The following is an 18,322-nucleotide window of genomic DNA, read 5'->3' as shown; positions in this document are numbered from 1 at the left end:
TCACCCTCGCAGTCCGGTGAGGTCCTCCGGGTCCACCGTGCCGTGCCGCTTGCGCAGTTGGATCACGAGGGAGAGGAGGAGCGCGGTGACGGTCGCGCCGACGACGACGTCGGTGAGCGCGAGCGCCTGGACCACCGGGTCGACGACCGGCGCGTCGGTCGGCAGGTCGGAGTAGACGGGCGCGGTGGCGCCCCGGCGGTAGCCGACGGCGAGCAGCAGCACGTAGGTCGAGCACTGCGCGACGGCCAGGCAGCCGACCGCCTGCACCAGGTTGCGGCTGGTGACCAGGCCGTACAGGCCGGCGAGCAGGATCCAGGCGGCCACCAAGTAGGGGAAGACGGTCATCGGGGGCTCCTTCGGGGGGTGACCTCCACGGCCTGGTCGAGGAAGTGCGCCAGCAGCACCACGACGGCGGAGCCGACCTCCACGCCGACGGCGGCATTGATGACGGCCACCAGTCCGCTGGAGGAGAGTTCGTTGAAGGTGCCGAGCGGCAGGGTGTTGGCCAGGTAGCCGGCGCCCTGGATTAGGCCGATCAGGCCCAGCGCGGCGTAGGAGCCGGCGGCGATCGCGTCCGTGACGTCGAGGGCGGCCAGCGGGCGGATCCGTTTCAGCACCCGGTAGTCGGCGGCGACGTAGGCCAGGTGCAGGGCGGTGGTGAGCACGACGCCGCCCTGGAAGCCTCCGCCGGGGCTCAACTGGCCGTGGGCGACGAGATATCCGCCGGTCAGCACCGCGACCGGGAGGAGGGTGGCGCCGAACAGCCGGGTGGCGGGCAGCACCCGCTCGGCGGCGGCCCGGCGCTTGTGCTCGTCCCGGGCCAGGCGCAGCAGTATCCCCGCGCCGAGCACCGAGCCGAACAGGATCGACTCCTCGCCGAGGGTGTCGAAGGCGCGCTGGTCGAAGTTGACGGCGGAGACGATGTTGGCGGTCCGGCGGGCCAGACCGGCTGCCACCGCCCTTTCGCCGTAAGGGTGTTGGGTGCCTCCGAAGCCCGGGAGCTGCTCGGCGGCGACGACCAGGGCGGCGGCGAGGACGGCGGCCGCGGTCAGGAAGAGCCGCAGGCGCGTGGTGCGGCTCACTCGGTGCGGTCCGGACGGTCGTCGTCGGTGTGTTCCTTGCGGCTCACCTTGCGGACGGTCAGCAGGATGAGCAGCGGGGTGATCGCACTGCCGACGCCCAGCTGGGACAGTGCGACGTCGGGTGCCTGGAGCACGGTGAACAGCAGGGCGAGGCTCAACCCGAGCAGAGCGAGGACGGCGGCCTGCCGGACGGGGTCGCGGGTGAGCGCGGCGGCGGTCGCGGTGACGGCCGTGAGCAGCAGGGCGATCACGATGAGGGCGTCGGTCACCGTCCGGCCCCCCGGTCCGAGTGCTGCTCGGCACGGAGGGTGGTGCGGCCGATGGCCATGGTGGTCACCGTGCCCCCCGCGGCCAGCAGCGCGCCGATGACCAGGAGTTTCACCGCCGCCCGCCCCGGCCCGGTGTCGATCGCCAGCGCGAGCGCGACGAGTGGGGCGCCGAGGGTGGCGGCGGGGGAGAGCGCGTGCAGCCGCAGGTGCGGGCCGGGCAGCACGACCAGCGCGAGGGCGGACAGCAGAAGGACGGCGGTGCCCGCGCAGAGCAGGACCACGGCGAGGACGTGGCGGCTCATCGGCGCTCCTCCCCGCTGTGCTTCCCGGCGTCCGATCCGGCGAGGAGACGGGTGAACACGAGTGTCCCGGCCGGCGCGAGCACCGCCAGGTCGAGGGCGAGGTCGGTGTAAGAGGGGCGGCCGTAGCCCTGGGCGAGCAGCAGCAGGACGGTGGAGCACACCGCGGCGGCGAGGTTGAGTCCGGCCAGGCGCTCGTGGGGCTCGCCGCGCAGCCCGACCAGCAGGCACGGGCCGAATCCGGCGGCGGCGAGCAGGGTCGCCGCCAGCAGCCAGGCGTTCACCGGCCGCTGCCCGTCAGGGCGGCTTCCAGCGCCGAGGTCCGCCCGCCGAGGCTGTGTACGGTCAGCGCGACGCCGCCGCCCGAGTCGCCGTCATCCCAGCCGCCCTCGTGGGAGACGACGTACGCGCCGGGGGTCGAGGACAGCAGGGCTGCGGCCCAGGCCGGTCCGGTACCGGTGGAGAGGCGGACGGTGCGGAAGCCGGCCTCCTGTCGGCGGGCGGGCGACGTCAGGAGGAGCACCAGTCGGCCGGTGTCGGCCAGCAGGGTCCAGGGGAATGCCAGGGTGGAGCGGGCGAGTCGGGCCGGGCCGCCGGGCGTGGCGCCGGAGGCGCGCCGGACGGCGAGGGCGCCGACCGCACCGAGCAGCGCGACGCCGCCGCCGACCGCGATCTCCAGCGGTGTCACCGAGCTGATGAACACGGTGTTGAGGAGCAGCAACATCCCCCACCAGAGCATGAGTTCGAACATCGATCGCATCGCACCACCCCCATGTGTCGTTGCCGGGCACGCCACCATGGCGAGCGGCCCCAGGTGTACCGTTCGGCCGACGGGAGGATCCCGCGCGCAACGCCGTCGCGTGCGGGATCACCTTGTCGGACCACCCGGTTGCCGCAGTGCGGCAGCGGATCCTGTGATCATCGGCCGGCCCGTCGCCCCCGCTCGGGTGGCGCGGACTCGTGGGCCGGCTCGGTGACTTCGTACTCGGGGCCGTCCTGCGGTCCCTTCTCCTCCTCGTGCTCGGGCGGCGGTCCGCCCTCGCCGGTCATCCGTGACTCGGGCGTCTCGACCGGGGGTACCGACTCGACCGGCACGCGGTCCTTCCCGTCGTTCATCCTGTTCACCTCCTCGAACGTCCCGGCGGCCGTTCTGGCGCGGGCCGTCTCGGCCATGTCGCCTGGCTTTCGGGAGAAGCCCATGGCGTTCGTCGTTTCGCCGGTGGGGGCAAGTCCGTCCCTTGCGGCGCCTGCCCGGGGAACGCGGTTCCATGCGCGGCTACGGGGGGGCGTTCGGTCAACGCGGTTTCCGGGGCCATGAGTTCATCTGCCCGGTCACCGCTCGTCACCGCCCCCGGGCCAGGGCACCGACCGCCGCGGCGCCGAGCAGGGCCGCCCCGCCGGCGGCGAGCAGCCCGTGGTGCTGGGAGGCCCACAGCTGGGCACTGCGTTCGCGGGCCTCGGCGTCGAAGCGCCCGTGCGCGCCGTGGTCGGCGTCGTCGTCGGCGGGTGTCCACAGGTTGTCGGGGTCCTGGTCCCGGCGCGGCTGGTCGTCCTGCTGGGCGTCGACGCCGTTGCGCGCGAGGTAGCGGTCGAGCGGGCCGGGAGCGACCGCGTTGGCGAGCAGGGTGGCGGCGGTGCTGGCGCCGACCCAGTACTCCCGGCGCCCGGGGTGGTCGGCGGCGTACCGGACGGCGCGGGCGGCGAGCTCGGGCTGGTGAACCGGGGGGACGGGCCGGGCCCGGCCGCGCAGCCGGTTGAGCACCCAGTCGAACTGTGGGGTGTTGACGGCGGGCAGTTGCACCATGGTCACCCGCACCCCCGAGGCGGTGGCGAGCAGTTCGCAGCGCAGCGCCTCGTGCCAGCCCTGGATGGCGTGCTTGGCGCCGCTGTAGGCGGTCTGCAGCGGGATGCCCCGGTAGGCGATGGCCGAGCCGACCTGCACGATCGTGCCGTGGTCGCGCGGCAGCATCCGGCGCAGTGCGGCGCGGGTGGCGTTGACGTACCCGAGGTAGGTGACCTCGGTGACCCGGCTGAACTCCTCGGGGGTGATCTCGGTGAACGGCGCGAACACCGACACGAAGGCGTCGTTGACCCAGACGTCGATCGGGCCGAACTCGGCTTCCGCGTGGGCGGCCGCCCCCTCGCAGGCTTCCGGGTCGGAGACGTCGGCCAGGACGGTGCGTACCGGTGAGCCGGCGGCCAGGGCCTCGGCGGCCGCGGCGTGCAGCCCGGCCGAGCCGCGGGCGACCAGGACGAGGCGGTCGCCGCCGGTGGCGAAGGCGCGGACGCAGGCCCGGCCGACGCCTGCGGTCGCGCCGGTGATGACGACGGTACGGGGTTCGGAGCGCGTACGGATCCTCATGGCGGGCGTCTTGCCGGAGGTGGGGAGCCGAAACCTCGCGGCCGGGACACCCGGGTTGCGGCGCCAGGGCCGTAGCGGTCACGGCTCATGCCCGGGCGGGTCCTGCGCGCCGGGATCGGCGAGCGGTGGCGCGCAGTGCCCGTCGGTGCGGCGCAGGTGCCGGACCGGCAGCAGGAACCAGCAGAAGGCGAACCAGAGCAGCACGGCTCCGACGATGCCGGCCGCTACCGCGGATCCGGCCGCCACCCGTAGCAGGAGCAGCAGCGCGGAGCCGATGGTGAGCGACAGGAGGATCAGGCCGGTCGCGACCAACCGTGCGGCCGCGTCGACCAGTTGGGGCTTGAGGCGGTGCCCGGCGAAGATCCGGTGGTAGGCGACCGGTGCGGTGAGCGCGCCGGTGGCGAGAGCGCCGAGCACGACGGTGACCACGTACAGCCCCCGCCCGAACCCGTCGAGCTGGGGGAAACGGGCCATGAAGACCACGCTCAGCAGGAAGCCGAACAGCACCTGGGAGCCGGTCTGGGCGACCCGCACCTCCTGGAGCAGGTCGGTCCAGCGCCGGTCGGCCCGTTCGTCGGGGGACTCCCGCCGCCCGGTCCGCGGCGCGTGGGCGCGCCCGGTCCGTCCTGTGTTCGTCGTCGCCATGAGGGGTCGCCTCCGGGAGGGACACGGGGGCGCGCCCTGCGTCGGACCGCAGCCCCGGGTCTCCGTCTCCTGCCGGTCTCCTTTCCGCCCCCGCCCGTCCGTGCGTGTAGCCGCGCCGGGCACGGGCAAACGCGCGCCGTGGGCGAGCAGCAGGCGGTGCCCCCGACCGCACCGTGACCTCCCTGTACACGGAATCGAACCGTCTGCCGGCACGGGGAATCGGACGAATCAGAAAAAGTCAGCTGAAACGTGAATTCCATGTCATATGTGGGGGTAGAACACCTGTTGCAGCGGTCGTAGCCGAATCCGGTGGCCGCGCCGGCACCCACCGGGTGCCACCGGGACCTTCGCTTGAAGAAGCCGGGTACAGGTCCTGGGGGAAGAAGTCCACAGCACGCGAGCGGTCCCGTTCGCGGAGCTGGGCGTTCACCCCGATGCCCAGGAGAAGCAAGTGTCCACCCTTCCGGAGACCGTTCACCGTGCCGTGCGGACGACCGCCGGCCTCCCGTCCGAGCCCTCCCCGTCCGAGCTGCCGCCCCGGTTCACCGAGGCCGAGCTGCGCGCGATGGGCAAGACCGAAGCGCGCGAGCTGAGCGACGCGCTGTTCCAGCGGCTGATCGGCCTGGCCCGCGAGAGCGCTGCGTACAGCTACGTCCGCGGCACGATCATCGAACTGAACATGCCGCTGGTGCGCTTCATCGCGGCCCGCTTCCGGCACCGCGCCGAGGACATGGAGGACATCCTCCAGGTCGGCACGATCGGCCTGATCAAGGCCGTCGACGGCTACGACCCGCAGCGCGGCGTCGAGTTCGTCACCTACGCCATCCCCACCATCGCCGGCGAGATCAAGCGCTTCTTCCGCGACACCTCCTGGCCCGTCCGGGTGCCGCGCAGCATGCAGGAGCTCTATCTGAGCGTCGCCCGCGGCTCCGACCGGCTGGAGCAGGAGCTCGGGCGCCTCCCGAACCCGGTGGAGATCGCCGAGGACCTCCACCTCACCGTGGCGCAGGCCACCGAAGGACTCGTGGCCGGCCGGGTCTACCGCCCCAACTCCCTGGACGCGCTGCGCGAGCAGGACACCGACGACAGCGGCAGCGCGCTGCTCGACCGCCTCGGCGACTGCGACCCCGGCATCGACCTCGCCGACTTCCGCACCGCCGTCCGCCCCCTGCTCGCCCACCTCCCCGAACGCGAGCAGACCGTGCTGAAACTGCGCTTCTGGGACGGCCTGACCCAGTCCGAGATCGCGGCCCGCATCGGCGTCTCCCAGATGCACGTCTCCCGACTGCTCAGCACCACGCTGAACGGGCTGCGCGAACGGCTGGAGGACCATGACGCGCCCGGCTGGTCGGACGAGCCGTTCGAGGACCCGCCGGACGGGAGCGGCCCCGGCTCCGCGGACCGAACCGCGGGCCGGGCATGACCGAGATCGAGCGGACCGGCGTGAGCGTCTACACCGTTCCCACCGACGCCCCCGAGGCCGACGGCACCCTCGCCTGGGCCAGGACGACGCTCGTCCTGGCCGAGGCCGTCAGCGGCCCGTGCACCGGTCTCGGCTGGACCTACGGCGCGCCCGCCACCGCCGCCGTGATCCGCGAGGAACTGGCCCCGTTGCTCACCGGGCGTGACCCGCACGACACCGACGGGGCCCAGGAGGCCATGAGCCGGGCGGTCCGGAACGCGGGCCGCCCGGGGCTGGTCTCCGGGGCGGTATCCGCCCTCGACCTGGCCCTGTGGGACCTGCGCGGCCATCTGCTCGGACTGCCGCTCGCCCGGCTGCTCGGCGGCGCCGCCCGCCCCGTACCGGTGTACGGCAGCGGCGGCTTCACCACCTACTCGGCCGCCCGGCAGGAGCGGCAGCTGCGCGGCTGGAGCGAGGAGCAGGGCATCCCCCGGGTCAAGATCAAGATCGGTGAGTCCTGGGGCACCCGGGAGCGCCGCGACCTGGAGCGGGTGCGTGCTGCCCGCGCCGCCGTCGGCGACCGCACCGAGCTCTATGCCGACGCCAACGGGGGCTACCGGCGCAAGCAGGCCGTGCGGATCGGTCACGCCCTCGCCGACGAAGGCGTCACCTGGTTCGAGGAGCCCGTCTCCTCCGACGACCTCACCGGTCTGGGCCGCGTCCGCGACGCCGTCACCCCCGACGTCACCGCCGGCGAGTACGGCTACGACCTCCCGTACTTCGCCCGCATGGTCCCCGCCGTCGACTGCCTCCAGGCCGACGCCACCCGCTGCGGCGGCCTGACCGTCTGGCTGCGCGCCGCCGCCCTCGCCCAGGCGCACGGCCTCGACGGCTCGAAGTGGCGCGGCGTGGGCAGGACCTGGGCCAGCTCGCCGGGGAGCAACTCGCTGGGCCAGAGCCGGTGGACGGTCTCGACCGCGCGCTCGCGGTCCTGCGACCAGCACACCTTGACGCCGCCGAGGACGGGGCCGTCGCCACCTGCCGCCCGGTAGCGGCCGATCAGTTCGGCGTCCGGGGCCATGGTGACCAGCCCGTCCGCGAACCCGGCTGCCGTCTCGGCCGCCTTGGGGCCGAACGCGGAGGCGTACACGGGCAGTTCGCCGTTCTCCGGCGCGGTGTAGAGCTTGGCGTTCTCGACGGTGTAGTGGGTGCCGCGGTGATTGACGACCTCGCCGGTGAAGAGCTCTCGCATCACGGCGACGGCCTCCTCCAGCATCTCCGCGCGCACGCCGAACGGCGGCCAGCGGTCGCCCAGGACGTGTTCGTTGAGCGCCTCGCCAGTGCCGACACCCAGCCGCAGGCCGCCCGCCAGCTGCACGTCCGCCGTCGCCGCCGCCTGCGCGACGACGGCCGGGTGGAGCCGGACGGTGGGGCAGGTGACCAGCGTCGTCACCGGCAGCCGGGTCACCTGCGAGAGCGCGCCGATCACGCCCCAGACGAACGGGCTGCTGCCCTGGGCGTCGTTCCACGGGTGGTAGTGGTCGGAGACGGCGAGCCGGGTGAAACCGGCTTCCTCGGCCATCCGGGCCTGTTCGACCAGTTGGGCGGGGGTGAACTCCTCGCAGGACAGGAAGTAGCCGAACGCGGTCATGGCAGCCTCCGTTCGTGGCGGGCTCGGGCTCCTCGTCGGAGCGGCTAACCCGGTCCGGCACGCCGAAACCTCCGGGGCGTCGGGCGGCCCGGGCAGCGGGTCGCCGGACGGGCCCGGCGGGCCGAGCCGGGAGGTGGCCCCGGAGCGGGTGCGGACCGGCTGCCAGTGGGTAGGCGCGACCGTGATCGGAGGTGCGACATGCCGACGTGTGACGAGGAGACGTTGGGCCGGGTCCTGGCGCGGGCGCTGGCCCGGTCCCGGGCGAGCGGGCCGGGGGAGCTGCCGGGTGTGGTGGAGGAGGCGGTCCGCGGGCTGGGCGGCACCGGGGCGCGGGTGTTCCTGGCCGACGTCCAGCAACGGCAGCTCGCACCGCTGCCCGAACCGTCGGGCCCGGACCCGGGCGAGCGCCTCGACATCGAGTCCACGCTCGCGGGGCGCGCCTACCGGCTGCGCTGCACCCAGTTCTCCGCCGGTCCGTCGCCCGTCGCCTGGTTCCCGCTGGTCGACGGGATCGAGCGGATCGGCGTCCTGCGGGTCGCGCTCCCACAGCCGGAACCGGACGTGCTCGTCCGCTGGGAGTCGCTGGCGGCCCTGGTGGCGCTGCTCGTGGTCTCCAAGGGCGCGTTCAGCGACATGATCGTCCGAACGACGCGCGACCGCCCGATGAGCCTCCAGGCCGAACTCCTCTGGGCCTTCCTGCCGCCCCGCACCATCGGCACCCGCGACGTCACCTCCAGCGCGGTCCTCGAACCCGCCTACGAGGTCGGCGGGGACGCCTTCGACCACTCGGTCGCGGCCGGGCGGCTCCACCTGTCCGTGTTCGACGCGATGGGGCACGACCTCGCCTCCGGCGGCGCCAGTTCGGTGGCCCTGGCCGCCTGCCGCAGCACCCGCCGGGCCGGCGGAGGCCTCGCGGAGATCGCGCAGGCCATCGACCGCACGCTCTGCCGCTGGATCCCGGACCGGCTGCTGACCGCCGTCGTCGCCGACCTGGACGCGGCCACCGGTGAGCTCACCTGGGTCAACTGCGGTCACCCGACGCCGCTGCTGATCCGCGGCCGGCACGTGGTCGCCGACGCCCTGCGGCGGCGCGCCGAACTCCCGCTCGGACTCGGCTTCCAGGAGCGCGAACAGCCGGCCGTCCACCACCTCAGGCTCCAGCCCGGCGACCGGCTCCTGGTCCACACCGACGGAGTGACCGACGCCCGCTCGGTTACCGGTGAGACCTTCGGTGAGGAGCGCCTGACCGACACCGTCGTCCGGCACATGGCCAGCGGCGAACCGGCCCCCGAGGCGTTGCGCCACCTGATCCACGCGCTGCTCGCCCACCAGGACCACCGGCTGCGCGACGACGCCACGATCGCCCTCGTCGAGTGGCACCCCGACGGGCGGGGCGAGTGAGACCCTTCCGGATCATCCGGAGGGCTCACCTCGTCCGGCGGGCTCACCGCCACGACCTTCCGCACCGGGGGCGCCGTTCTGCTCCGAGGCGTGGTCGGTGAACTCCACGTCGACCCGTTGTTCGGGGCGCCGCTCCTCCTGCCGGGCGATCGCGCCGAGCACCTGTTCGTCGGCGTCGGTGAGCGGCGGCTGGAGCAGGCTGCGCGGCCACAGTCGGCGGGCCAGGACGACATTCGTCTCGGCGGCGTACACGGTGATCTGCGCGGCCAGGTAGAGCCAGGACAGCAGGCCGATCACGGTGGCGAAGAAGCCGTACACCTGGCCGGCGTGGCGCAGCTCGTGCACGACGAGCAGGGAGCCGAAGGCCTGGAGGACGGTGAACAGCGGGCCCGCGATCGCGCAGCCGGGCCGGAGCGCGCGGGTCGGGATCCCGCGCGGGGTGAGCACCCGGAAGCAGACCAGGCACAGGGCGGCGTTCAGCAGCGCGGAGACGAGCAGTCCGCCCACCCGGGCGGCGGGCCCGCCGAGCGAGGAGGCGACGACCGAGGCGGCCCCCGTGCCGAGTACCAGGCCGGCGCCGAGCACCACCAGGAGCAGCAGGCTGCGGGCCAGCCGCGGCCAGTAGCCGGGGCGGCGCACCCCCGGGACGTTCCAGATCTCGGCCATCGCGTGCTGGAGCACCTGGGCGACGCCCAGCGCGCCGTAGAGCAGGAACAGCATGCCGACGGCGAGGGCGAAGCCGCTGCCCCGCAGCGAGTGGACGTTCTGGCGGAGCTGGTCCCCGATGATCGGGAAGTCGGCGAGCGCGGAGTCGAGGACGGACCTCTGCGCGCCGGGGTTGCCGTGCAGGACGAAGCCCAGGACGGTGCTCAGCAGGAGCAGCAGCGGGATCAGGGCGAGGAAGCCGTAGTAGCTGATCAGCGCGGCGAGCAGCCCGCCGCGGTCGTCGCCGTACTTCCTGACCACGCCGACGACCAGGGCGGTGGGCCGGTGGCGCTGCTGGAAGCCGTCCACCGAGCGCAGCCCGCGTTCGACCGGGTTCATGCCGTCCTCCTCCGCGCGGCGGTGCGCGGACCCGCCACGGATCGGGCCCGCGAGGGTGCGTCTGCCCGCCCGGGCCGGCTCCAAGCGGCTCCTCAGGTCCTAGCCTGGAGGGGGGCCCACGTGGTGAGGGTGATCCGGATGAAGGACTTTCCCGAGGTCAACGGCTGGAAGGTCGTTCCGCTCAGCGGTGATCTCGACGACTTCGCGGCCCCCGAGCTGCGGAGGCTCTTCGACGTGCTGGTCGACGGCGGTGCGCCCCGGCTGGTCGTGGACCTGGCCGCGGTCGGCTTCGTCGACTCCAGCGGCCTCAACGCCCTGCTCGGCGCCGCCCGGCGGGTGCGGGAGGGCGGGGGAGGGCTCCGGCTGGCGGGCGCCGCGCCGCGGGTACGGGACGTCGTGGAACTGAGCGGGGTGTCGGCGGTGCTGCCGCTCTACCCGGACGTGGCGGCGGCCTGTGGCTGACCGGCGCGCCTCCGTGACCGCCCGGGCCGACGAGACCACTGTGCTGCGCGAGGCGGTGGACCGGCTGCGCGCGGAGGCCGAGGGGCTGCGCCGCGCGATGCGCACCCGGGGCGTGATCGAGCAGGCCAAGGGCATGCTCACCGAGCGACTGGGCTGCACGCCGGACGAGGCCTTCGGCCACCTGGTACGGCTCTCCCAGGACACCAACCGGCGGGTCGCGGACATCGCCGCCGGGCTGGTCGGCCTCGCGGCACCCATCACGGACCTCGCCGCGGACACGGCGCTCCAGGAGGCCGTCGAGGAGTTCGTCCGCCCGGTGCGGCATCCGCCCGCACCCGTCGAGCCCGCCGCCGGGCCCGTCCCGGCGGCGCCCGGCGCCCTCCGCCCGGCCCCGGTACCCGGCCTGGCCGCCCGCTACCACCTGGCCGTCTCGGCACTGGCCGCGGCGGAGACCCCGGAGGAACTGGCCCGGCTGCTGCACGAGGTGGCGCTGGCACCGCTCGGCGTCGTCGCCGTCGTCCTCGGCCTGCTGGAGCCGGACGGCGCCCTGACGCTGCTCGGCAGCCACGGAGTGGAGCCGCGCCGGGTCAGCCAGTGGCGGCGGATCCCGCCGGAGACCGGCGTGCCGCTGGCCACCGCCGCCCACGGCGGCGGCCTGGTCTGGGAGTTCGACGCGCAGGACACCGGAGGACGAGCCCCCGAGACCGGCCGGATCGTCCCCGGGCGGACGGCCTGCGCGGTGCCGCTGCGCAGCGGGGACCGGATCGTCGGGGCGATGAGCCTCGGCTGGGACGGCCCGCCCGAGCGGGCCCGGGCGGCCACCCGCTACCTCGACGCGCTGGCCGGCCTGGCGGCGGGGCACCTGCTGCGGGTCGCCGCGGCCGGGGGCGGCGAGCCGGGCTTGGTGGTGCCGGGCGGGGAGTACTGGTTCCGCGGCGTGCTGGACGCGATGTTCGAGCCGGTCCTGGTGCTGTCGGTGGTCCGGGAGGGCGGCAGCGAGGGGGCCGTCACCGACCTGCGCATCAGGTACGCGAACGCCGCGGCCGGCTCCGCCCCGATGATCGGCCGGCGCCTGACCGAGGTGTTCCCCGGGCTGGTCGCGGCCGGGCCCTTCGCGCGGATCCTGGACGCGGCCGGCACCGGCGCCCGGTACGAGGGCCGGACCGAGGACTTCACGAGGACGTACGACCGCGCGGGCGCCGACGACCCGGCCAGGGCGGACGGCCCCACCGGTCCGGGGGAGCCGCTCACCCTGCGGGCGGTGCCGTTCCTCGACGGGCTGCTGCTCACCTGGCGCGCCGCGGACGGCGCCGCCGAGCCTGCGGCGGGAGCCGGCGACGCCCAGCGGTTGGCCGGCGTCGGCAGCTTCGCGTGGTCGCCCGGGGAGCCGGGCCCGTCGCTCTCGCCGGAGGCCCGGTTGCTGCTGGGCCTCGACCCCGGGCGGCCGGGCCCGGTCGGCGCGGCCGAGGTGCTGGCCCGGGTCCGGCCGTCCGACCGGGCCGTCGTCGGGGCGTTGGTGCGGCTGCTGCTGGGCGGGCAGCGGCCGCCCGCCGTGGACGTCGCGGTCGGGCCGCCCGGGCCGGGGGCGCGGACGGTCCGGATCGCTGCGGAGGCGGTCGTCGACCCGGCCACCGGGCGGGTGTGCGCCGTGCGGGGCGTCCTCCAGGACGTGACCGAGCGGCACCGTACCGAGCAGGTCCTGCTCGGAGTGCGGACGAGGCTCGCGGAGCAGCAGCGCCGGGCCGCGGCCGAGCACCGCACCACCCAGGCCCTGCAGAACGCCCTGATGGGAGCGCCGGACGAGCCGGACCCGCCGCTCGCGGGCCTGGACCACGCCGCCCGCTACCTGCCGGCCGGCGACCACCGCCGGGTGGGCGGCGACTGGTACGACCTCACCGCCCTACCCGGCGGTCCGGTGCTGCTCGCGGTCGGCGACGTCAGCGGCCACGGCCTGGCCGCCGCCGTCGGCATGTCCGAGCTGCGGTACGCGCTGCGCGGGCTCTGCATCGTCGGCGCCGGCCCAGCCCGGTCGCTCGACCGCTTCAACGTGCTGCTCTGCCACCGGGGCGGCCGCCGGATCGCCAGCGTGCTGTGCGCCCTGCTCGACCCGGCCGCCCGCACGCTCACCTGGAGCGCCGCCGGGCACGCGCCGCCCGCCCTGCTCCGGGGCGGGGCCGCCGCGCCGGCCGCCGGGCCCACCGGCACGGTCCTCGGAGCGCTGCCCGAGAGCCGCTACCGCGACACCGTCCAGCCGCTGGACCCCGGCGACACCGTCCTGCTCTGGACGGACGGCCTGCTGAACCGCCGGGACGCCGACACCGGCCGCCCCGACCGCCTGCTGCGCGCCGCCGAGGAGTACCCCGCCGCCGACCTCGTCGGGCTGCTCGACCACCTCGCGGACCGGCTGGGCGGCCCCAACCCCGCGGACGACAGTTGCCTCCTCGCCGTCCGCCTCCGAGCGCGACACGAGGTCGTGCGTTAGTCCGCGCCCCGACGGGGAACCCGGACCGGCGGACCGGGGGACGGGCGTGCGAGGAGGCAGGACGTCATGGACGGACGGCAGCGGCGGGCAGCGGCTTGGCGTGGGCGGCGGCGCGGTGCCCTGGGGCGTCGAATCGTGTTCGGGCTGCGCAGCCGGGCCCTGGAGGCCACCCGGGGTGCACGGACCCGGACGGTCCTGGCGCTCGGGCTGCTCTCCCTGGGCCTGCTCGCGGCCGGCCTCCGGACCACGGCCGCGCCTCTCGCGCTGACGGTGACCGGCTGCTGGGCCCTCGCCCTCGCCCTCGCCTGCGCGGTGCTGCGCGCCTGCGCCGTGCAGGGGCCCGGTGAGCGGCCGGCCCCTTGCCGGCAGAGCCGGGCGGGCGGTTCCCGGTAGTCGCTCCGGTGGCGCATCGCGAGCCACTGTCGCTCGGCCGTGCGCCGGAACCGTCGGCACGGTGCACCGGCCGGGCGGCGTGTGCCGCGAGGTGAGGAGACGACGTCGGCCATGGATCCTCCGACCTCTCGATCCGACTGCTCGATCGCCCGGCGACAGCCCCTGATCGGGGTGCGGAACGGTGACGGCCGGTCAGCCGTCGGCTCCATCAACGGGTCAGCCGGCTCCCGGCAGCCGCACCTCCAGGTGCCCGGACAGCACCCGGGTCTCGAACACCGGTTGCGGCGCGGTGGCCGGGCCGGCGGCGACCTGGCCGTCCCGGAGGCGGAACTCGCTGCCGTGCCACGGGCAGCGCAGGCAGCCGTCGGTCACCGTGCCTTCGGCGAGCGGGCCGGAGAGGTGGGAGCAGCGCTCCGCGAGCACGTGGCAGCGCTCGCCCACCCGGACCACGACCACGGGCACCCCGCCCGCCGTCCTGCGGACGGGCTCGCCCGGCGGGAAGTCGTTCAATGGCCCGAGTCCGACCCAGTCCGCGGGCGCCAGCCGGGGCACGGCGGCGGTCCGGTCGGGTCCGGCGGCCTGCGCGTACGCCAGGTGACCGCCGAGCGTGCCGCCGGCCGTGACGGCACAGAGGCCTGCCAGCCCGAGCAGCCGCCCGCGGGCGCGGCGGCCCCGGCAGCGGGCCGACAGCGAGCCCGCGTACAGCAGCACGCCGACGGTGTTGGCGAGCGCGTGCACCAGACCGGTGCGGCGGCGTGGCGCGTCCAGCCGGGCCCAGTCCACCCAGCCGGCCAGCGCGGCCGGGGCGGCGCCCAGCAGCCCGACGGTGACCATGGCGTCGGCCGGGCGCCGGGCACCCGGGAGGAAGTCCAGCAGCGCGGCGGACGTCCAGCAGCCGATCGGCACCTGGACCAGCACCGGGTGCAGCGGGTGCCCGAGCCAGACGCCGTGCAGCGCGTCGCGGTACGGGCCGAGCGGGAGGGCCTCCACAGCATCGGCGATCGGCCCGGCCGGGCGGTCGAGGACCTCCCAGTGCGACGGCGCGTCGAGCGCCCGCCGCAGCCGGCGGGCCCACCGGTCCGCGCGCAGGGATGAGGAGTTCAGCAGGGCTGAGGGATTCAGGGGAGCGTTCATACCGGGCGGCTTGCCGGGGCGGGGCAGCCGAAACCCGTTCCCGGGTGTGCGCCGGACCGATCCGGGTAGACGCGCAACGGATGGTGGTCCCGTGGTGACGGCCCGGACACCTGTACTTCGGTGATCATGCCGCGGCGCGAGCCGCCGTGGTGCGGGAGAACCCGACGACCAGGACGACCATGACGACCGGGACGGCAGCCGGAGGGCCCGGGTCGGCCGCAGGCGAGGAGAACGAGGCGCGGAAATGGCCGATCTGACGCGGATCGCGCAGATCATGGCCGAGGCCGTCAACGGCCCGGGCCGCCCCTCTCTGCCCGAACGCCTCTGCGCGGCATGTGTCGACGCCCTGTCCGTGGAGGCCGCCTCGATCACCCTCATGGCCGACACCGGCCATCGGGCCGGCGTCTGGGCCGGCGACGGCCGGGCCCGCCACCTGGAGGAGCGGCAGTTCAGCCTTGGCGAGGGCCCCGGCGTGGACGCCTTCCGCAGCCGTCGGCCGGTGGCCGTCGCCGACCTGCTCGCACGGGCGGAGGTGCGCTGGCCGGTCCTGGTGACGGACCTCGCCTCGACCGCCGTCGTCGACCACCGGGGCCTTCGCAGCGTCTACGCCTCGCCGCTCCACCTCGGGTCCTCCGGCATCGGCGTGCTCAGCCTGTACCGCGCCACCCCCGGGCTCCCGGCGGCCGGTGAGGTCGCCGACATCCAGGTCGCCGCCACCAGCGTGACCCTCGCCATCGTCGGCTCCTTCATGACGCCCTCGGGCGAGGTGCCCGTCCAGCCGTGGCTCGACGACCCGCCGCTGAACGGCGTCGAGGTGGACCAGGCGGTCGGCATGATCATGGTGCAGCTGGGGGCACCTGCCGAGGAGGTCCTCGACCGGCTCCGCGCCCACGCCTTCGCCCACGACCGCGAGGTCGACGAGGTTGCGCACGACGTCGTGGAGCGACGGCTGCGGTTCACCGAGGAGGACCGATGACGGATGACCGACGGCCCGGCGCGGGCGTAGCCTGGCCCCGAAGGGAACTGGAGGCGGTCATGACGCGCGAGGCCCGCGTGAACGAGGCGTTCGCCGGGCTCACCGAATCGCTGATCGGTCCCGGCTACGACACCGTCGAGTTCCTGCACCGGCTCACCGAAGTGTGCACGGCGCTCAGCGGGACGGCGGGCACCGGTCTCGTCGTCGCGGACCGCCGTGGCGAGCTGCGCGACATCGCCTACTCCAACGACCGGGTCCGCCGCCTGGAGGCCCTGCAGATCGCCATCGGCGAGGGGCCCTGCCTGGACTGCCACCGCACCGGCGAACAGGTCGTCGTCCGGGACCTCGACCGGGCCGGGGCCCGCTGGCCCCGCTTCGTGCCGCGCGCCCTCGACCTCGGGTTCCGCTCGGTTCGCGCGGTGCCGCTGCGCCTGGACGGCAGGGTCGTCGGCGCGCTCAACGTCTTCGACGTCCACCCCGGGATCGAGCCCGGCGAGGACGGCCCGGACGTTCTGAAGCCGCTGGCCGACCTGGCCGTGATCGCGCTGCTCCAGCGCCGCTACGGGCGGGAGCAGACCGCCGCCGAGGAGATCAGCGCCTCGCCGGCGGACCGCACTGCCATCGAGCGGGCCAAGGGCGTCCTCGCGGAGGCCGGCGGCCTCGACATGGACGGCGCCTTCGACGCGCTCCGGGACCACGCCCGCCGCAGCGGCACCGGCGTCGCCGACGCGGCCCGCGCCCTCGTGGAGGGGCGGATCGACCCTGCCGCCGTGCTCACCGACTGACCGCTGCGACCGTTCTGCGGCGTCACCGGGTGCGACGTCCCCCGCTGCTCGGGCAGGTGGTTGGTCTGTGACCCGGCGGGTAGGCGCGCCGCATGGAGGACATCGGCCCCCCAGCGGACGACCAGTCCGACGGCATCCCCGGAACACTCGACCTCTGCGACCTCTGCGGCCGGGCCGTCGACGAGGGCGACCTGCTCGGCGTGCTCGTGCCGGATTCCTCCGCGCTGCACGTCAGCGACCAGAGCCTGGACGGCGAACGGGCGCTGACCGCCTGCACCGTCAACCACCTGGCTGATCTGATCGCGCAGTACCGCAAGCGCCCGTTCGTGCCGGAGGAGCTGTGGGCCGGCAAGGTCTGCCGCGCGCTCGCAGAGTGCGACGGCGAGCCCGTCCCGCTCAGCACGGTCGCCGAGCTCAGCGGTCTTTCGATCCAGCAGGCCGCCCAGGGCGTCGAGTGGCACAACGCCAGGGCGCGCGAGTGGCGGGCCCGCTACGGCGACCCCGGCGAGGACTGACGGCACGACAGGGGGACGCGGCGGCACGGCGGAGCCCCCGGGGCTCCGGTGGTGGGCGGGGTCGGCCTCACGGTGCGACGGCGTCGGCTGCCGGCGGCTCCGGTTCCGGGGCCGGCCCCTGCGGAACGTCCGGGTTCCGGCGGTCGACCGCCGGTGCGTCCGCGACCGTGGCGGACCGCCTGGAGTGCGGACGGACGACGGAGGGCGGGAACGGCCTCGCTCCGTCGGGATCCGTGCGTTCGTGTCCGTGCCGGCCGCGCATCGCTATGGCCCACGAGCTTCGTCTCACACTCACCGCTTCCTCCTGGTCCTCGGGGCGGACGCCGGGGTTCGCCGCTGCCGCGCGGCTACCCGAACCTGGCCCGGCGAATCCCGGGTGGGGGCCCGGAGACCGGGTACCCGCAGCGGTCCGGGGGCCCGGGCGACGACGGCCCGGGCCCGGAAGAGGCCACAGGAGGCAGCCGTGAACAACCACACCAAGGTCCTCGCGATCGTGACCAACCACGGTGTCGAACAGGACGAACTCCTCGTCCCGGTACGGCACCTGCGTGACGACGGCGTCCACGTCGACATCGCCGCCCCGAGCCGGGACGACATCCGCACCCTCGTCGGGGACGAGAAGCGCGGCGAGACGGTGGAACCGACGCACACCCTCGACGACGTGGACGCGGACGCCTACGACCTGCTCCTCGTCCCGGGCGGCACCCTCAACGCTGACGCCCTCCGGACGCACCGGAAAGCCGTCGACCTCGTCCTCGCCTTCACCACCTCCGGCCGCCCGGTCGCCGCGATCTGCCACGGTCCGTGGGTGCTGGTCGAGGCCGGCGTGGTGTACGGAAAGGAGCTCACCTCCTACCCGTCGCTGCGCACCGACCTCGCCAACGCCGGCGCCGACTGGACGGACGCCGCGCTCGTCACGGACGACACGAACGGCTGGCGTCTCATCACCTCCCGCACGCCGGACGACCTCGACCAGTTCGTGCGGGGGATCGACGCGGCGCTCAAGGTGCGGGCCGCGGCCGCCGATCGGGGCTGACGCTCCCGGTCGGCGCCGGGTGGGGCCACCGGGCCTGCGGGGCTCATGGGCTCAGCGGCAGGGCAACCGGTGCACGGACTTCTCGACGTCGGTGGGGTGTCGCTCCGAGGCCGGGGGACCTGGGTTCCGGGGCTCGGAGCCTCCGGGGGTGATGCTCATCGCGCGTTCCCCACGCTCCGGCGGTGGGGTGTTCAGCGGTGCAGCAGGAGGTCGGCGGCCTGGACCGGGCCGGCGGCGGCCCGGCAGACGGTCAGCGTGCAGGGCGGGCAGGGCACCGTGATCCGTGCCGCGGCCTAGGGCCTGTCCGGCGGATCTTGCCAGGCGCGCGACGCCGGGCATCCCGCCTGGACGCACGCCCGAATCGCCCAAGTACGTCCAGTACGA

21 protein-coding genes and 1 pseudogene are annotated in these 18,322 nt (G+C 75.0%); 10 read left to right on the top strand and 12 right to left on the bottom strand.

Features of this window, described 5'->3' with window-relative positions; all coding sequences use genetic code 11:
• From ACFXOZ_RS09405 to ACFXOZ_RS09365, 9 genes are all read right to left on the bottom strand, one after another.
• Positions 1–345: a sodium:proton antiporter gene (locus tag ACFXOZ_RS09405; protein ID WP_380522139.1), complete on the bottom strand. Its 345-nt coding sequence runs from the start codon at positions 343–345 to the stop codon at positions 1–3.
• Positions 342–1,082, bottom strand: a complete 741-nt coding sequence (locus ACFXOZ_RS09400) for an MnhB domain-containing protein (RefSeq protein WP_380522138.1) — start codon at positions 1,080–1,082, stop codon at positions 342–344. Before ACFXOZ_RS09400 ends, ACFXOZ_RS09405 begins: the two co-directional genes overlap by 4 nt.
• Complete coding sequence (locus tag ACFXOZ_RS09395; RefSeq protein ID WP_380522136.1) at positions 1,079–1,351, bottom strand: Na(+)/H(+) antiporter subunit B; 273 nt, start codon at positions 1,349–1,351, stop codon at positions 1,079–1,081. The genes ACFXOZ_RS09400 and ACFXOZ_RS09395 overlap by 4 nt, the downstream gene beginning before the upstream one ends.
• Positions 1,348–1,653 (bottom strand): monovalent cation/H(+) antiporter subunit G, encoded by a 306-nt coding sequence (locus ACFXOZ_RS09390; protein ID WP_380522134.1) that lies wholly within the window; start codon positions 1,651–1,653, stop codon positions 1,348–1,350. The genes ACFXOZ_RS09395 and ACFXOZ_RS09390 overlap by 4 nt, the downstream gene beginning before the upstream one ends.
• The gene (locus ACFXOZ_RS09385) at positions 1,650–1,934 is read right to left on the bottom strand and encodes a monovalent cation/H+ antiporter complex subunit F (RefSeq protein ID WP_380522133.1); all 285 of its coding nucleotides are present in this window, start codon (positions 1,932–1,934) and stop codon (positions 1,650–1,652) included. Before ACFXOZ_RS09385 ends, ACFXOZ_RS09390 begins: the two co-directional genes overlap by 4 nt.
• Complete coding sequence (locus ACFXOZ_RS09380) at positions 1,931–2,401, bottom strand: hypothetical protein (protein WP_380588814.1); 471 nt, start codon at positions 2,399–2,401, stop codon at positions 1,931–1,933. The genes ACFXOZ_RS09385 and ACFXOZ_RS09380 overlap by 4 nt, the downstream gene beginning before the upstream one ends.
• Positions 2,402–2,568: 167 nt before the next feature.
• On the bottom strand, positions 2,569–2,766 hold the full coding sequence (locus ACFXOZ_RS09375) for a hypothetical protein (protein ID WP_380522129.1): 198 nt from the start codon (positions 2,764–2,766) through the stop codon (positions 2,569–2,571).
• Positions 2,767–2,992: 226 nt separating this feature from the next.
• The gene (locus ACFXOZ_RS09370) at positions 2,993–4,012 is read right to left on the bottom strand and encodes an SDR family oxidoreductase (protein WP_380588811.1); all 1,020 of its coding nucleotides are present in this window, start codon (positions 4,010–4,012) and stop codon (positions 2,993–2,995) included.
• Between the two features lie 78 nt (positions 4,013–4,090).
• The gene (locus ACFXOZ_RS09365; protein ID WP_380588809.1) at positions 4,091–4,657 is read right to left on the bottom strand and encodes a DUF6328 family protein; all 567 of its coding nucleotides are present in this window, start codon (positions 4,655–4,657) and stop codon (positions 4,091–4,093) included.
• 451 nt (positions 4,658–5,108) lie between these two features.
• On the opposite strand from ACFXOZ_RS09365, the gene ACFXOZ_RS09360 reads away from it, so the two are divergent.
• Positions 5,109–6,080, top strand: a complete 972-nt coding sequence (locus ACFXOZ_RS09360) for a SigB/SigF/SigG family RNA polymerase sigma factor (RefSeq protein WP_380522123.1) — start codon at positions 5,109–5,111, stop codon at positions 6,078–6,080.
• Positions 6,077–6,889: pseudogene (locus ACFXOZ_RS09355) on the top strand (enolase C-terminal domain-like protein); the annotation flags it as partial. The gene ACFXOZ_RS09360 and the pseudogene ACFXOZ_RS09355, both read left to right, overlap by 4 nt.
• Here ACFXOZ_RS09355 and ACFXOZ_RS09350 read toward each other — a convergent pair.
• Positions 6,823–7,710: a TIGR03557 family F420-dependent LLM class oxidoreductase gene (locus ACFXOZ_RS09350; protein ID WP_380588806.1), complete on the bottom strand. Its 888-nt coding sequence runs from the start codon at positions 7,708–7,710 to the stop codon at positions 6,823–6,825. The pseudogene ACFXOZ_RS09355 and the gene ACFXOZ_RS09350 sit on opposite strands and share 67 nt — an antisense overlap.
• Positions 7,711–7,908: 198 nt before the next feature.
• Between ACFXOZ_RS09350 and ACFXOZ_RS09345 the strand changes: the two genes are divergently transcribed.
• Complete coding sequence (locus ACFXOZ_RS09345; RefSeq protein WP_380522119.1) at positions 7,909–9,111, top strand: PP2C family protein-serine/threonine phosphatase; 1,203 nt, start codon at positions 7,909–7,911, stop codon at positions 9,109–9,111.
• A gap of 12 nt (positions 9,112–9,123) precedes the next feature.
• Here the strand turns inward: ACFXOZ_RS09345 and ACFXOZ_RS09340 are convergent, their stop codons facing one another.
• Positions 9,124–10,155 (bottom strand): YihY/virulence factor BrkB family protein, encoded by a 1,032-nt coding sequence (locus ACFXOZ_RS09340; RefSeq protein ID WP_380522116.1) that lies wholly within the window; start codon positions 10,153–10,155, stop codon positions 9,124–9,126.
• Between the two features lie 138 nt (positions 10,156–10,293).
• On the opposite strand from ACFXOZ_RS09340, the gene ACFXOZ_RS09335 reads away from it, so the two are divergent.
• The 3 genes from ACFXOZ_RS09335 to ACFXOZ_RS09325 all read left to right on the top strand — a co-directional run bounded on the left by ACFXOZ_RS09335 (position 10,294) and on the right by ACFXOZ_RS09325 (position 13,492).
• Positions 10,294–10,617, top strand: coding sequence for an STAS domain-containing protein (locus ACFXOZ_RS09335; protein ID WP_380522114.1), 324 nt, complete (start codon positions 10,294–10,296; stop codon positions 10,615–10,617).
• A complete protein-coding gene (locus ACFXOZ_RS09330) occupies positions 10,610–13,099 on the top strand; it encodes a SpoIIE family protein phosphatase (RefSeq protein ID WP_380588803.1) in 2,490 nt (829 codons plus the stop codon). Before ACFXOZ_RS09335 ends, ACFXOZ_RS09330 begins: the two co-directional genes overlap by 8 nt.
• Positions 13,100–13,234: 135 nt before the next feature.
• Positions 13,235–13,492, top strand: a complete 258-nt coding sequence (locus ACFXOZ_RS09325; protein WP_380522108.1) for a hypothetical protein — start codon at positions 13,235–13,237, stop codon at positions 13,490–13,492.
• A gap of 216 nt (positions 13,493–13,708) precedes the next feature.
• Here ACFXOZ_RS09325 and ACFXOZ_RS09320 read toward each other — a convergent pair whose 3' ends face one another.
• Entirely contained in the window at positions 13,709–14,626 is a 918-nt protein-coding gene (locus ACFXOZ_RS09320; protein ID WP_380588800.1) for a Rieske 2Fe-2S domain-containing protein, read from the bottom strand.
• A gap of 244 nt (positions 14,627–14,870) precedes the next feature.
• Here ACFXOZ_RS09320 and ACFXOZ_RS09315 point away from each other — a divergent pair, with 244 nt between their 5' ends.
• From ACFXOZ_RS09315 to ACFXOZ_RS09300, 4 genes are all read left to right on the top strand, one after another.
• Complete coding sequence (locus ACFXOZ_RS09315; RefSeq protein ID WP_380588797.1) at positions 14,871–15,602, top strand: GAF domain-containing protein; 732 nt, start codon at positions 14,871–14,873, stop codon at positions 15,600–15,602.
• The gene (locus tag ACFXOZ_RS09310) at positions 15,599–16,387 is read left to right on the top strand and encodes a GAF and ANTAR domain-containing protein (RefSeq protein ID WP_380588794.1); all 789 of its coding nucleotides are present in this window, start codon (positions 15,599–15,601) and stop codon (positions 16,385–16,387) included. The genes ACFXOZ_RS09315 and ACFXOZ_RS09310 overlap by 4 nt, the downstream gene beginning before the upstream one ends.
• A 92-nt stretch (positions 16,388–16,479) precedes the next feature.
• On the top strand, positions 16,480–16,902 hold the full coding sequence (locus ACFXOZ_RS09305) for a hypothetical protein (protein WP_380588791.1): 423 nt from the start codon (positions 16,480–16,482) through the stop codon (positions 16,900–16,902).
• 463 nt (positions 16,903–17,365) lie between these two features.
• Positions 17,366–17,938 carry a type 1 glutamine amidotransferase domain-containing protein gene (locus tag ACFXOZ_RS09300; RefSeq protein WP_380522098.1) on the top strand — a complete coding sequence of 191 codons (573 nt, stop codon included), beginning with the start codon at positions 17,366–17,368 and terminating at the stop codon, positions 17,936–17,938.
• Positions 17,939–18,322 lie beyond the last annotated feature (384 nt).

The organism is Kitasatospora sp. NPDC059160 (genome assembly GCF_042755465.1).
Lineage (GTDB): Bacteria > Actinomycetota > Actinomycetes > Streptomycetales > Streptomycetaceae > Kitasatospora.
Note: the sequence above shows the minus strand (reverse complement) of the source record. Positions and strands in the feature narration are given on the sequence as shown.

What these genes read in the sequence shown, in the direction of transcription:
- ACFXOZ_RS09365 (WP_380588809.1), bottom strand. Translation starts at nt 4,657, where the DNA reads ATGGCGACGACGAACACAGGACGGACCGGGCGCGCCCACGCGCCGCGG.
- ACFXOZ_RS09405 (WP_380522139.1), bottom strand. Translation starts at nt 345, where the DNA reads ATGACCGTCTTCCCCTACTTGGTGGCCGCCTGGATCCTGCTCGCCGGC.
- ACFXOZ_RS09375 (WP_380522129.1), bottom strand. Translation starts at nt 2,766, where the DNA reads ATGAACGACGGGAAGGACCGCGTGCCGGTCGAGTCGGTACCCCCGGTC.
- ACFXOZ_RS09345 (WP_380522119.1), top strand. Translation starts at nt 7,909, where the DNA reads ATGCCGACGTGTGACGAGGAGACGTTGGGCCGGGTCCTGGCGCGGGCG.
- ACFXOZ_RS09335 (WP_380522114.1), top strand. Translation starts at nt 10,294, where the DNA reads ATGAAGGACTTTCCCGAGGTCAACGGCTGGAAGGTCGTTCCGCTCAGC.
- ACFXOZ_RS09315 (WP_380588797.1), top strand. Translation starts at nt 14,871, where the DNA reads ATGGCCGATCTGACGCGGATCGCGCAGATCATGGCCGAGGCCGTCAAC.
- ACFXOZ_RS09310 (WP_380588794.1), top strand. Translation starts at nt 15,599, where the DNA reads ATGACGGATGACCGACGGCCCGGCGCGGGCGTAGCCTGGCCCCGAAGG.
- ACFXOZ_RS09350 (WP_380588806.1), bottom strand. Translation starts at nt 7,710, where the DNA reads ATGACCGCGTTCGGCTACTTCCTGTCCTGCGAGGAGTTCACCCCCGCC.
- ACFXOZ_RS09320 (WP_380588800.1), bottom strand. Translation starts at nt 14,626, where the DNA reads ATGAACGCTCCCCTGAATCCCTCAGCCCTGCTGAACTCCTCATCCCTG.
- ACFXOZ_RS09305 (WP_380588791.1), top strand. Translation starts at nt 16,480, where the DNA reads ATGGAGGACATCGGCCCCCCAGCGGACGACCAGTCCGACGGCATCCCC.
- ACFXOZ_RS09380 (WP_380588814.1), bottom strand. Translation starts at nt 2,401, where the DNA reads ATGTTCGAACTCATGCTCTGGTGGGGGATGTTGCTGCTCCTCAACACC.
- ACFXOZ_RS09370 (WP_380588811.1), bottom strand. Translation starts at nt 4,012, where the DNA reads ATGAGGATCCGTACGCGCTCCGAACCCCGTACCGTCGTCATCACCGGC.
- ACFXOZ_RS09340 (WP_380522116.1), bottom strand. Translation starts at nt 10,155, where the DNA reads ATGAACCCGGTCGAACGCGGGCTGCGCTCGGTGGACGGCTTCCAGCAG.
- ACFXOZ_RS09390 (WP_380522134.1), bottom strand. Translation starts at nt 1,653, where the DNA reads ATGAGCCGCCACGTCCTCGCCGTGGTCCTGCTCTGCGCGGGCACCGCC.